Here is a 13,632-nt window from a genome sequence, read left to right as displayed (position 1 = left end):
TACATGATACGAAACTATACGATTTTACTTGAGGAGAAATTCGCTCAAAGAAATTTTTCAGCATATGTACCAGAACTTCGATTAAATGCAGTTGGTGATACAGAGAAAGAAACTCTAGATTCTATTCGTGATCAAATTCAACTGCACCTTAAGGATTGTCCAAATCACAAAGTATTTGCGTCAAAGGTTGTTACTTTGCGAGATGAGAGTGATTCATTTTATACGATTTTACTCGAAGAGGATCACGCTCAAAATAATATTTCAGCATACGTGCCAGATTTCCGTTTAAATGTCGTCGGTGATACAGAGGAAGAAACTCTAGATTGTATCCGTGATCTAATACAACTGCACCTTGAGAAATCGGTAAATCACAAGAAGTTTGTGTCAACAATTTTTTCCACTCAGGTTGTGACCGATTCTGCTTTAAAAGTGGTTCAAGAAGCAGTTTAATGCAATTTTTTGTATTCGCCGCCTGCCTGTAATGGCTTGCGGTTTTTTGGCATTTTAAAACAAAACAAAAAAGGTAATAAGCTATTCACCCACAATAATAATGGGGGAAGAAGCCTATTACCAAAGGTAAAGTAAATACTCCGGCAACCAGGCTGTCATGACTCCTTTCAGGAATTTTAGACCCTTAGCTTTGCGTCCTTACCTTTCAGTAAGTTTGCCAAATTAAAACATCGAAATAAAAACAGTCACTTAAATTGCAAATAACATTTCTTATTTACCTATAATATCACATAATTCGACAATAGGAGTATTGTACTATAATAAAATTCTTAAATAGTTCCTTGCCGACCAATACTTGCAGACTTCACTTAACCTTGTCCTCGCATCGATGATCCAGCGCGTCAGCGCGGTTATCCGCAGTCTACAGCCACGCAAATTGTATCAATGGTTGAATTATCCATCGGGAGTTGTTGCCCGCTTCTGCGAGCCTCATGAACACTCTCAAGTAGGTATATTTTAGCTTCTATAATTGCTTCTTCTAGGTTAGGTGACAATGCTCCCTTTCGGATCGCCGGTATATATACGCTATAATCAGATTCAAAGCTGTTCTATTCGATAAGTACGCGGTACTCTAAATGTTCCGAACTATCTTCCATCATTTCTTCAATCCATTCTAGATCTGTAAGTACTTCGTACCTGTCAATCGCCATCTGAACTGAAACTTCCTGCGTTTTAATTTTCTCAAGTTGCTTAGAATCATATTCGGATAGCACCGAGTACATCAGGTTACCGATTTGTTTGAGTATTCCACGTCTTTGTCGAAATAGTAAGGTCGGAAAAAGATCATTTACATAGCGAATAGCATCCCTCATAACGATGTTGCTATCCCAATTCCCATCATACACGATAAGAAATTCTACATCTAAATCAGCATTTGCGACGGATAGTATAAATTGAGAAGTCGTTCCGATGAAAAAAGAGTTCAAGCCAAATCGCGCTCCTACACCCCCATATTTAGGAAAATAAACGCTTGCTTCCTCACCAACTTTACCCAAAACTAGACCCTTTATAGAAGTGGTTTGTTGTATTGCTAATTTCCTCATGTCGCCCTGTGATCCCTTGCTTTCAAAAATTGTTTTCATCGTAAAATCCCTCACTTAGTAAAATAATGGTAATAAAAAAGGAAGCACCCCTCTCAAGCCTAACGGCCTGGGAGAAGGTGCTTCCTTCTTTATGTTGGCAGCGTTCAAATAAATATGAACACCAGCTCTATTCGATTAGTTTGATACTATAAAGATATTATCATAGTGATTAGCAGTAAGCAAACTATCTTACCTTACAAAAACATCGATCGATACATTTAATATGTAATCTTGCACCGTATCAGCTCCGATTGCGTTCCCATATTTGTTAAACGAAAATAGATATTTGATTTGTTCCTCTGGATTATGTTATTATCATCCTCATAAATTATTTATGGCCCCACCAATCATGAAACCACCGCACATCATTTTAGTTATGTAACGGCATATATGTTGTTAACAAGTAATAACATTGTTAACAATCCTATTTTATTGGGACTACAATAATAACATATAGATCTTTATAGACCGCCTTCTTCTTACAAGAGAGGCGGTTTTTTGTTATTAATATCCTTGTCCCGGCAGAATGATACCAAATAATAATACCAATACTATATGTTGTTTTTATAAGTCTATTTTGATAGTATTTGGATTATCACATAAATGCGAGAGAGGTGGAATGATCCCGTGGCACAAAAGAGTTTTAACGGTATCTCTGAGGAATTTAAAGACGTACTAAATCAAACCATCGCAGAATCCGGACTAGCATCAGATAGAGAGTGGCTTGAAAAAGCTCAGGATGTTTGGAAGCTTCATGTTTTAAAAAGTGATGTCCCAGAGTTTAGAATGGATATCGAGGAAGCAGAGGGTTTGACGAGCAGACTCTTATCCTTACTTATGAATGCCGCGCAAAGGACAGCCTTTGAAAAAAGAGAAATTTCTCGTATCGGTGAAGAATCGCTTGAGGAAAAGCGACATGAAATCGAGAGAATCAACCTCTATCAAACCCAGCTTGAAAAGGATCTCAAGTCAGCTCAAGAGGAAGTAGCTAGTGAGCGCAGACTGCGGGACGATGCTGAGAAATATGCAAAGCAAGTGGAACAATCAAGTGAGAGCAATAAAGCCCTCGCTGAATCCTACAAGGAAAAGAATGACACGCTCGCCGGCTTAGTAACGCAATATAAAAGCGGCTTCGAAGAACGAAGTACATTACATGAGGAATTAACTGAACTTAAACGGAATTATCGCGATCTCGAACGAGAATTATCAGAAGAACGCGATAACCTTGAAGCGTTGTCGAAAATTAGTGATGAACGGATACTCCAGCAAGAGAAGCATTATCACGATGAAAGAGCGCTCCTGGTTGTCACTAAAGACACCGAAAAAGAAAGGGCCTTATTGAAATTACAAACTGATCTACAAAACCAATTTGCAAAGGCGAGCCAAGAATCAACTGCGGAGATTCGTAGTTTGTATCAAAAAATTGAGGATCTGCGTAAGGAACGCGAGAAGGATCTTGAAAATATGAGGACTGATTACGAAAAACGAAATGAAGCTTTACGTCTTCAAATGGATGTCCAGAAGAATGAATATGAAAGTCAAATTAAAGCGTTACGAAATAAGTCCTAAAAGCAAAAAAAAGAGAAGGTTGGAATATCTGCGGACTCTCCTTCTCTTTTTCCGTTATTTATTGTTAATTAACCCGATACACTATTGCCTCAATACACTCTCCAAATCCTGATTTAGCCATGTATTGTCATTTTATTATAATTATATTTCCTTTAGATACAGCTGCCTTTGTTCCTCCGTTATATCACCAAAAAAAACAACAAAATTCTTGGAGTGTTTTTTAGCAACATACATCGCTTTGTCTGCTTTCTTTATTATCTCATCAGTGCTATCGCCTTCCGACCATGTAGCTACCCCGATACTTGCCGTCACAATCGTTTCAAGCTCGATACGCTCACGTATTTTCTCAGCGAACTCGGCCAGGTTTATGTCTGCATCCTCGATCATCATTACTAGTTCTTCTCCGCCATATCTCCCAGAAATACCGAATTCCTCTGCTTCCTCTCGCAGTATTGATGCGACTGAAATCAGGGCTTTGTCTCCTTCTGAATGTCCACGCGTATCGTTCAATTTTTTAAAGTTATCGATGTCCAGGAATAAAATGGAAATTTTTTTCTTCTCGCTAATTAAGTATGAAACAGTTGTATAGAAGTAAAACCGATTATATAACCCAGTCAAATTATCTCTCGTGGACTTGTTATAACTGGACTCCATTAGGGATAATACCTTGTCAAAGAGAATTACGAATAAACATCCAAAAAAGATGATCCGGAATAGATTATCAAAAATTTGCAAGATAGTTGAGCTTGTAATAAATTCATTAGCAGTGTGTGCCGCAGACGCGACTCCGTAAAAGATTAAACTAACTTGATGTATTCTGCTCTCCTGTAAAAGCGGGCTTATAGTCATGAATGCGAAAGAAATTAACAATAAAGCAAATACATCGCTGGCGATCGGGATTGCGGATAGTATGACGGCTCCAATCAAAAGACCATATACGATAAGCATAACCCGCTTCGTTGTTTGTCCGTACAGCTGATAAATACCCAAGTTCCCAAGAATGAACGAACTCATATTCAGCGCAGAATGAAGTGCCCCGCCTATTCTTCCGCCTTCAAGTCCAGTTAGCCCAGCTACTAAAAGAACTAATTGCCCAAAGAGCATGACACCCATGCAAAGACTCAGCGTCAAATACGCACGTTTCTGCCGGTGAAGAAGTAATCGAAGGGCTAGCAGGAACATAAGTGACATCACGATTATGTTCAACGACGAGTAGTAAACCCCGCCACCTTGTCCTGTAAAAATGGTTTGAATCATCGAATTTCCCCCCTTGTTTATTAGAAAAGCTATACATTAGCTTCAATTAAGTAATGATCTCATTAAAGTGATCCTCAAGCCATTCTTGTAGCGTTTTTCCTTCTGTTTCTGCTCTACGCAGCAGTTCTTCTTTTTTGCCTTGTGATAAGTAAAAAGTCAAAGGCGTTAAGCCGCTATCTATCAAGATTCCGTCATACTTGGGAACAATACTCCCAGACTTGATAAACATCTTCATCTTATCAATTAAATCAGGGTGGGTAGAGGGAAGTATGCCTAGCAAAACAGACTTTTTGACTTCCACTAATATTCGTTCATTAACCGTAATCCGGATGTTCGTAGCTCCAACCTGCTTAAATAATTCCTCGATTAGCTCGTAAATTAAGGAGTCTAACGTGCTTGGAATGGGAAAATCAAAACTTGCGTATCCATAGCTTGTTATGATTTTTTTGTCGGCAATGGTCAGAGTTGGTACCCATCCCTCCACAATCGCTTGCTCATATGTAAGAAATTCGTTTGTCCCAGTCTGAAGCATTATTTCCTTCTTCCTACCATTAACTCTTCTAATGCTCATGATCCGAGCAATATCCCCGTTTTTGAGATATGGTTGAAAAAGAAAGGCGCCAGTTTTATTGTCGTACATCATGTCGTGCTTACCGTTGTTAGGATTTTTCGTTACAAAATGCTCTAAGTCGGCTTCTCTAATGAAATACGTTTTCTTACCACGCAGTTCACCCTCGTAGTAAGGCAGACCTTCGCGTATCAGTTTGTGAATAAACGTAGTTGATCGCCCAATTTGCTTCGCTGCTTCGGCCGATGTTAAGTCCTTCCGTACATAGTTTGGTTTTATCCGGTCAATGTCTTGGCGCAGGTAAACATAACCGCCATCCCCTTTGTATGTAGTTGGATTGACTGGTTTCAAGTTTTTCTGAGGATCTAGATGTTTATTTAACTTGAAAAGGGAAGTAACCGTGATCCCTAATTCATTTGCCGCTTCTTTTGCTTTCAAATACTCCATTGTGCTCTAACCCTTTCATTCGTACTCATTTACTTCAATTTCTTTTTAATACTCCCACTTTTTCTATTTTTTGAAATAGTTAATATCAGCAGACAAAAGAACATAAAAATTGCGTAAGCTACCACTGTTAAAGTAATTCCCCAAACACCCCAAGCAATTGAAGGATGTACTTCCGAAATTGCCATATTCCCAAGTCCAATAATTACCCAGCAAGCCACTATGTTTAAGACTATGATTAATATACGATCTTCCTTCCAAGTAAAATCCATAATAAATGCTCCCTTCCACGTGCAAATTTTTATCTTTATATATATGAATATTATATCATGGCCTAAGATCATTTTCATATTTTAACTGACTATCATTTTTATAACACACTGCAAATCTATCATTACTTAGAAAGTTTAATTTACATATTAGTTCAAATACGATAGTTAGTCTTAAACACAACTAATAATCTATTATTTTTGTTTAGATATAAACTTAGCACTTTTTTTATTTACGAGAGTTTTTAAAAATTATTTTTGATATAATATATGTATGAAATATTATGTTTGGAGTGATCCAGTTGAATACCCTCTTACCCTCTACATTATTTTTGGAGGATAATGTATTAAATCAATCTTCATTCAATTCCAATCTCTTACATCTACTATTAAATGATTCACTATATCTCAGCGTTCGTTCTTTTGTGACTGAAAAGGAGAATGAACATGGTGATTACGATTTTTCAAATGTTTCAAACTTTGGAATGGTCTATCTATACATTCATCGGAAAGATGGAGAACGAAAGAACATTACCAAGGCTGAATATGCTCGTGAGCTCATGCAATTTTTACAGCGTGCTGCGGAACAAGGGGTACATGATATTCGAGACTTGAAACGTGCTCAGATGGAAGCATATCAGGAATGGATTGCTGATCGCTATCCAAAGAAGAAGACTCAGGCTAAGAAGATCACGATCCTAAAAGCATTCATAGCTTGGTGCTACGCGGAGAGGTATCTAAGTGTGGATCTTACTCGTGGATTAATCGGGGTAAAGCTTGATAAGAAGCAAATCCCAGAAAGGGATATTGATGATGCTTCACTACAGAAGGCCATGTCCTTTTTTGATGATGATCCTAAGTTTCGATGCCTCATGATGATTTTGGCTTCAACAGGTTTACGACTAAACGAAATCATAGTGCCTCAGTGGAAAGACCTATCTTATGATTCAGCAAGAAAAAAACATTATTTGCGGACTGTAACGAAGCGGGATGGTGTAAGGGATGCGCTTATCAAGGATTATGTGCTTGCTGAGATCGTGGAATACCGAAAACGACTCGGATTGAATACGGAAATCGATCCAGCGGACGAATCCCCATTTTACCCGAATCGAAGCGGGAAACATTATCTCCTTACCAGTTTGTCTGCTATCGTTTCGAAGAAGCTCGCACAAGCAAATCTGCGAACGCGACTAGGTGACAAAACGACAGCTCACTTCTTCAGGCACTTTTTTGCTCGACGTGCGTTTGAAGCAGGTGCATCTATTGATCGCATCGGTAAGACTCTTGGGCATGCCACATCCAAGACAACTGAGGAGAACTACTTGCATCGTGATCTATCGAAAGAAATTGATGTTAGTGATTTTGTTGATTTGACCGGCTTTAAAGTGTGACGAACTGAAGGTAACTAAAATCGCTTATATAATGGAAGGAATTTTTTTATGTACTCTTTCATGATTGCCATTGTCGTATCCATATTGGGAGTATTATGCTCCTGGGGGCTGTTGAAACTTCTATCCAGTCATTTAGCTCCTTTAAAAAGTAGAACTACGCTTACCACTCTCTTTGTTCAGTTATCTTCTTTGATGGTTTATGGATTCTTAGTTTTTCAAATTCGAGACTATATGGAATGGTTTATTGCTTTTCCATACACAGTAATTCTTATAACCATTACAATTTGTGATTTGCAAAGATTGATCATTCCAGATATTGTCGTTATTCCAGGTATCTTTATCATCGCTTGCCTCCGCCTTTGGATTCACACGCTTCCATATTGGAACTATGTAGCTGCTGCTCTAATCGGTGCTGGAATTTTTTATTTGCTTGCATTGTTCCTTAATTTAACCTCAAATAAAGAATCAATTGGAGGCGGCGATATTAAGTTATTAGTTCTGACGGGATTATTTCTTGGAATAAAACTTTCAATTTTCTCTTTCATCATTTTCTGCTTTGCAGGGACGATCGCAGGCATCATCATACTACTTTTAGGAAGATTAAAGAAAAATACGATCTTACCGTTCGGTCCATTTATTGCTGCAGCTTCTCTTATCTCTTACATATGGGGAGATAATTTTGCAAACTGGCTTGTTTATTCATTCGTTATTTAAGCACCATAAACGTGGAATCGACACAACCGATAAATTAGAGATGAGAATTATAAGATTTGTTTGTAATAAAAAACGCGGCAGTCTCAAGGACATTATTTCGTCCACGACTGCCGCATTTTATTCACTTAGGTAAATGTCTTAATGTAATCTGTGAGATTTTGCTTGGTCCCATATGTCGTCCTTAATCTTCACTTGGACAATTGTCGTTTTCACCACTCCGTTTGAGTATGTCACCCCAAACCTGAAGTTATAGGTACCATCGGGAAGTAAGTCGAAATTACTCTGCCACATGTTACCTCCCCAATTCAGACCGCCAGACAAACTAGTCAGATTGACCGTTACACCATTTTCAATGAGTGTTACTGACACGCTGCTCGCTTTGCTTAATGATGTTCCCGTATCAGTTACACTTGATGCAAGGATAAATTGCTCACCTGCCCAGAATGTGTCAGATGCCCGCGGTGCGGTTGGGTTTGCGACATTGAAACTTAGTCTGTTTGCTTCCCACTGAGCTGTATGCGATACGGCGCCAGTCACATTTAGAGGATTCACTGTATATGTGCGAGTCTTAGTAACGGGTGCTGCTCTTCCGTCACTTATTGTTTGAGTGACCGTATAGGTACCTACCGACGTTGCAATGAAAGATGGTCCCCCACTCGTTGGGTAAGGGAATGTGTACGTATAATTTTGATTGAGAACAACGACATTGGATGGATTCATTACAGTGTAGTTCACAGATAATGAATCGTGCTCATTGTCACCCACTCCAACCGGATCAATGTGTACAGTATCTCCCTCAAAAATTGGCATAGATGTATCTGCCGCATTGTATGTGTAAATTTTGAAATCTCCAAATGGTGGAGTGTTGTGTGTAAATTGAATCGTCTTTGTGACTCTCTGCACATTACCATTTGGTGTTGTAGCCGTCCATTCAAATACGTAACTACCGTCAGGAATTCCGTTGCCTGGTGTATAGCCATTTGACCAGTCTTTGCTTCCGTACCCTACCGAGGATGTTGTTGAACCTGATAAAGTCAAAGTTGTTTGGTAGCCCGTTCCTTTGAACATTGTCACTGTTACATTGGTTGGATACTTGGTCGTCCACGCACGCAACGTTAAAGGATAGTTAGCGACAATTGTAGATACGTCGGTGTTAAATGTGTTATCGATTCGGCCTGTTAAGTTGATCGGCGTTGAGACTGTCACATTGTAATCATTGGTAGCCGTAGAACCATTAGCCGCACCAATTGCCATAATGCGGAACACGTAGTTTCCATCAGGCGTAGTTGCTGGAATAGTCATGTTAACATTATTCCAGGTGATATCATTGCCATTTTTCGTCCCGTTATAGTACGGGACTGTTTGGTTGATATATCCCCCACTTGGTGGAAGCTGAAGTGTCAAGTAGATTGAATACGGGTACCGCGTCCACAAGTCAAAAGCTCTTAATTGTTCACTTGCAGGAACACTGCCAAGACTAAACGTCGAGTCTACTGTGTTTAGATTACTCGTGAACTGTATCGGAGGAGCTGCTACAAGGGTGTATGTCTTATCGATTGGATCTGACCATGCCCCTTCTATATCTTGAACAATATAATTAAGGGTGTAGGTGCCTGCTGCTAAATTAGATGGAATCGTTGTAAATACTTCACCTGTCGCAACATTGGTAAATCTCAATTTTCTAAGTGCAATCCCTCGATCCGTCGCGGCCCTAGTGACATTGTGATCTAAATCATATGACTTATCTACCCATCTGGTAATGTACGTATTACTCGCTAAATCGTAATCCCAATCTAGTGAGACATCTGCAATTGGTCTGCGATGTGCAATAACTTCTATTGTAGATTCATTCGAATAATACGCATAGGACGCAAATTTAGGATCGGTAGACGGTAAATCCATAATTCGCCTTAATACAGTGTACTTACCTGGTTTACTTGGAACAAAAGATCCTACATATGGTTTCCATGTAGAGGAAGCTTTTGAGTTAGTTAACAGGCTACCATTTACGGTATCATAACCCATCGAATTATCAAAGTACGTAGGTTCTTGATAAACCATAAGTTGATCTGTGCTGTTTTGAATTGTATCGTTCTCAAAGTCCGCTGTTGCCGTATACATTTTTACCGTATCGCCAATGAGCGTGAATGCCTTTGGAATGGCTGGATTACTTAACGCGATATAATCCAAAACATCAGGAACGATCTGATCCATAGGTTTATTGTTAGCAATAAACTTATCATTTGTTATTTGAGCTGACATTCCAGATCCGCCGACCAAAATTATCTTTGCGGCATTCTTACTCGCAACATATTGCAAATCAGCAAGCTCGCTGATTGTACCATCGGATACATACACAATATATTTCTCAGAATTGACACGTTGAAAACTAGAATCGTAGGTCTGACGGATATCCTTGTATAACGTTCCGTTGTAGTAACCAGTATAGCTATCATGCCACTGCCAATTAGGTACCCACTGAGTGACTTGCTTGCTTAAAGTACCTGAATATGAAGCAGTACAAGAAGTGTTATACGTTTCCGTTCCAGTTTGACCCCAGTATGAAAATGGATGGTCAGGTGGATCGGCAGGTAGCATCCCATATACCGGTCTTGTGCCCGTTGAACAACTTGTACCACTTCTTCCAATTGACCCAGAGTAACCTCCTGAATTAATTGACTGGGAACCAGGGCAACTATCGCCTGCCGATGGGTTGCTGTTTGTACAACTACCCGAAAATGACTGGGATTCTGTATGCGTTTGGTAACTCCCATCATCTTGTTGATATGGTGAGTTGCTTACGCTTGTGCGTGGTAAAGTACCGCAATACCCACCTGCACTACAGTAATAAGTCGACGCAGGTGGGTAACTAGACCCAGTCGAAGAAGATGTAGAGCCGGGCTGCGTGAAGGTATATGTTTTCATATCCCAAATATCTACAGCTGGAATCATGTTACGCTGCGTCATCCAATTGGAAATCGTAATCTTATTACCTCTGATAAAATCCGTAGACGTTTGTGTTAAATTCTTATCAAGCATAAAGAATACGTCAACATTCGGTTTAACATTCGGCTTGTCGAGATACAAGTCGCTGCTTGGTGAATAGTTGTCTACAAAGAAATAAGAGGTAAATGTTTTTGTTTTGTCATCAGCAGCTGTGATAAACTCCATAAGTCTGTCTTGATTGGTGGACTCAGTTGCGTCGACTACAATTTTGTATTGTCCTATTTTCGACATCGCGGGTATCGATGTTAAATCACCCGTGTAAGTTCCAACCAAAGTGCTAAAAGTTCCATTATTAGCAACATCATAATATACCTTCAACGCTTTTGAAGCGATCAGATCCCCATCGGTACTTTGCACGTCATAATACAAACCAACTTTGTCTAAACGACTCACCTGTGAGTTATAAGCATGAGCAATGATTGCGGGTGCTTCATCAGGTTGTATCGTAAAGTCAACATCGTATGGATCAGATTCCCTGCCTAATGTATTAACGGCATGTAGACTAATTCGATAACGGCCAGGTGTTTTGTACATGAAGACTTTCTGCATGTTGGTATCCGTTCGAACTCTTAGGGACGAATCATCCAAGCTAGTAAACGTGTAGGTATAAGTTATCGGGTAGGCATCACTTACGAATCTATCGTTGGTGGACGGAGAAATATTGTCCGCGATCATCGTACGATTTTGTTTGAAGAGCCCCGTAAACTTATTCGCCACGTGTGGTTTGGTGTCATAGATTACAGTCCACTTTGTCCAAATAGACTCAGATCCATCATCAGAAATCCATTTACAATGAATTTGATGTATACCATCTGCGTTATCACCAAAAACATACTGACCTGCCCAGAACTTTGCAGTGTCAATGTCCACACCATCAACCGCGCAGGAACGGCTAACAATTGCCCCTGTGGTACCGCCACCTTCAGGATCGAAGAATGGCTTTGTGTCGTCCCTAGCTGGGAAAGGCACAATATCATACCAACGATCTGGCATATATCCTTCGATATTCAAGAAATGTGGTGGTGGTGGATAGTCCGGGTTTAACCCGCCGCTAGGTAAGGTCTTTGGTGTGCAACTACACAGCACTATCGCCACAAAAGTTTGCTGGGAAGTGTCGGTCACTGTTGGATCGTCTTTGTCAAAAACCTTCTGAACTATGGTGAATGTTTGCTTATCCTGAGTCGTAGTAGGTGGTGTCGCACTGAATCGACTTTTCACAAACCCGATCAGATCAGCAGACACGGCGGAGTCAGATAGGCTTTGAACACTTTCATGATAGGTGAATGTTGCACTACCACCTTTATCCGAAGTGATCTTTATCTCATATGTTCCGATGTCACCAGCAGAGGTGTCTTTGTATTTGATGCTGTCAGCAGTGAAATCATTCCTATCAGATACCGTAGATTCTTTTCGAACATTGAACTTAGACAATATCTTCCCGTAACCATCTTTGAACTTGGCGGTGACATTCACATACTTGAGTTTGGAAGTACCATCGAAGTAAACGACTTGCACAGAAGCGTTTGTAGTGTATTTCCAGTTACCTTGACTGGTTTTATCAATCTTCGCTTGGTCAATCTCTAGAGGAATGTCCACACTGGCAGAGTTTCCGTCTACAACAACACCGTCAGAAGATGTGTCGGAGCAACGATTGCGGTAACCCCCGTGCAACTCATCACGGATGCCTAAGCACCAAGACTTGATGTCCTTGCGAGTGTAGTGAAGAATCTGCCCCTGTAGGAAACCGACATTTGAGGCATCATCCAAAATCCCAGATACCTCATAGTTTACAGTGACGGTCTTCGCCACCATCAGTGGGATAGGCTCACCATCCAATACCTTGGCGGCAGGTAATAAGACCTCGTCAGGTGTTTTGTTTGTTAGCTTAGCTAAAGGGAAGGTTTGATACCATACCTTATTGCTAAACCAACTGAAATGCCACATGGTACCAAACCCGGACTCACGGGTGGTAGGCGGTTGATCGACACGCATGTAATTACGTGGGTCGCTGTCCGATAATATGGCCCGTGGGTTGATTTCATAATCGACACCTTGTGAGATTGGGAAACCTAGTGAGTTAGTAATGTTTCCTGAGAGGTTGAGGAAATTTGAGTTCATTGGGTTATTTGGTGTACCAGCCGAGTCATTATAGACCAGTCCCGGGTCGGTTGGCCTGTTAGGCATACTCCAAGCATACCAAGGTTGAAATATCCAATGCTTATCTGAGTTGGCAACACCAGCATTCGCGTCATTAATGAAATAGACGTTATGGTAAAGTGTGCCGTCTGCAGAGTATCCCATGTACTCATATTCCCCGTAAACACTGCCACCATACTGGCTTTGATAGGAATAAAAATACCCATCCGAAAGATTTACAGTAGCTGGGTTATTTGGGTCAGATTGAGATCCCTTTTTGAAACGATTGTTAGGTATGGAATAAATATTACCATAAACCACAAGATTTCTTGCGCTGACAACCCCATGTCCGGTGGTCCAACTTCCGTAGTAGTAATCGCTATTGAACTTGAAATTATTAACATTGCACTTAGCGACTCCCACAGGAACTTTACCATCGGCGTTGGCGCTGTCATTATACCCACAGGCAGTTCCATCTATCTGAGATGCTGATGGCGTAGCACCTAGCGCATCTGGAGTGTGGAACAAAAACCCCAAGATGATCAAGATAGCTACAAATGCTGTTGGTAAAACAGACCTCATCTTCCTTACAATCAATTGGCATCAGTCCTCGATGTTTGGTGTCCCTACAAAAGCTATGTAGGTTGAGCGGAAGAGTTGACGTTTGTCAACTCCAACGGGGTTTC

The 13,632-nt window shown here is 40.3% G+C and carries 9 protein-coding genes and 1 riboswitch; of the genes, 4 read left to right on the top strand and 5 right to left on the bottom strand.

All coding sequences use genetic code 11. The features are described 5' to 3' along the window. The first annotated feature begins 3 nt into the window (after positions 1-3). On the top strand, positions 4-450 hold the full coding sequence (locus AC58P7_RS14800; RefSeq protein WP_497344029.1) for a type II toxin-antitoxin system HicB family antitoxin: 447 nt from the start codon (positions 4-6) through the stop codon (positions 448-450). Positions 451-589: 139 nt separating this feature from the next. Then, a riboswitch (cyclic di-GMP riboswitch) is annotated at positions 590-679 on the bottom strand. Between the two features lie 379 nt (positions 680-1,058). On the opposite strand, the gene AC58P7_RS14795 is transcribed toward AC58P7_RS14800, so the two are convergent. Beyond that, on the bottom strand, positions 1,059-1,592 hold the full coding sequence (locus AC58P7_RS14795) for a hypothetical protein (protein WP_497344027.1): 534 nt from the start codon (positions 1,590-1,592) through the stop codon (positions 1,059-1,061). Positions 1,593-2,219: 627 nt separating this feature from the next. Between AC58P7_RS14795 and AC58P7_RS14790 the strand changes: the two genes are divergently transcribed. Beyond that, complete coding sequence (locus tag AC58P7_RS14790) at positions 2,220-3,161, top strand: hypothetical protein (RefSeq protein ID WP_497344025.1); 942 nt, start codon at positions 2,220-2,222, stop codon at positions 3,159-3,161. Between the two features lie 141 nt (positions 3,162-3,302). Here the strand turns inward: AC58P7_RS14790 and AC58P7_RS14785 are convergent, their stop codons facing one another. Genes AC58P7_RS14785 through AC58P7_RS14775 form a run of 3 tightly spaced genes read right to left on the bottom strand, consistent with a single transcriptional unit; the run spans position 3,303 to position 5,702 of the window. Continuing rightward, positions 3,303-4,418: a GGDEF domain-containing protein gene (locus tag AC58P7_RS14785; protein ID WP_497344023.1), complete on the bottom strand. Its 1,116-nt coding sequence runs from the start codon at positions 4,416-4,418 to the stop codon at positions 3,303-3,305. A gap of 46 nt (positions 4,419-4,464) precedes the next feature. Continuing rightward, the gene (locus AC58P7_RS14780; protein ID WP_497344021.1) at positions 4,465-5,433 is read right to left on the bottom strand and encodes a helix-turn-helix domain-containing protein; all 969 of its coding nucleotides are present in this window, start codon (positions 5,431-5,433) and stop codon (positions 4,465-4,467) included. A gap of 29 nt (positions 5,434-5,462) precedes the next feature. Continuing rightward, positions 5,463-5,702: a hypothetical protein gene (locus AC58P7_RS14775; RefSeq protein WP_497344019.1), complete on the bottom strand. Its 240-nt coding sequence runs from the start codon at positions 5,700-5,702 to the stop codon at positions 5,463-5,465. 281 nt (positions 5,703-5,983) lie between these two features. On the opposite strand from AC58P7_RS14775, the gene AC58P7_RS14770 reads away from it, so the two are divergent. Both AC58P7_RS14770 and AC58P7_RS14765 read left to right on the top strand, forming a co-directional pair. After that, on the top strand, positions 5,984-7,090 hold the full coding sequence (locus AC58P7_RS14770) for a tyrosine-type recombinase/integrase (RefSeq protein WP_497344017.1): 1,107 nt from the start codon (positions 5,984-5,986) through the stop codon (positions 7,088-7,090). A 60-nt stretch (positions 7,091-7,150) separates the two neighbouring features. Further along, positions 7,151-7,804: a prepilin peptidase gene (locus AC58P7_RS14765; protein WP_497344015.1), complete on the top strand. Its 654-nt coding sequence runs from the start codon at positions 7,151-7,153 to the stop codon at positions 7,802-7,804. Between the two features lie 138 nt (positions 7,805-7,942). Here the strand turns inward: AC58P7_RS14765 and AC58P7_RS14760 are convergent, their stop codons facing one another. Further along, a complete protein-coding gene (locus AC58P7_RS14760; RefSeq protein ID WP_497344013.1) occupies positions 7,943-13,528 on the bottom strand; it encodes an Athe_2463 domain-containing protein in 5,586 nt (1,861 codons plus the stop codon). Positions 13,529-13,632 lie beyond the last annotated feature (104 nt).

Source organism: Paenibacillus sp. J22FR5 (genome assembly GCF_059691975.1).
The sequence above is the reverse complement of the archived record's forward strand: the minus strand, read 5'-3'. Positions and strand labels throughout refer to the sequence as shown.

Excerpts from the sequence above, each read along its gene's own strand:
- AC58P7_RS14800 (WP_497344029.1), top strand. The coding sequence starts at position 4 with ATGATACGAAACTATACGATTTTACTTGAGGAGAAATTCGCTCAAAGA.
- AC58P7_RS14795 (WP_497344027.1), bottom strand. The coding sequence starts at position 1,592 with ATGAAAACAATTTTTGAAAGCAAGGGATCACAGGGCGACATGAGGAAA.
- AC58P7_RS14785 (WP_497344023.1), bottom strand. The coding sequence starts at position 4,418 with ATGATTCAAACCATTTTTACAGGACAAGGTGGCGGGGTTTACTACTCG.
- AC58P7_RS14780 (WP_497344021.1), bottom strand. The coding sequence starts at position 5,433 with ATGGAGTATTTGAAAGCAAAAGAAGCGGCAAATGAATTAGGGATCACG.
- AC58P7_RS14775 (WP_497344019.1), bottom strand. The coding sequence starts at position 5,702 with ATGGATTTTACTTGGAAGGAAGATCGTATATTAATCATAGTCTTAAAC.
- AC58P7_RS14770 (WP_497344017.1), top strand. The coding sequence starts at position 5,984 with ATGTTTGGAGTGATCCAGTTGAATACCCTCTTACCCTCTACATTATTT.
- AC58P7_RS14765 (WP_497344015.1), top strand. The coding sequence starts at position 7,151 with ATGATTGCCATTGTCGTATCCATATTGGGAGTATTATGCTCCTGGGGG.
- AC58P7_RS14760 (WP_497344013.1), bottom strand. The coding sequence starts at position 13,528 with ATGAGGTCTGTTTTACCAACAGCATTTGTAGCTATCTTGATCATCTTG.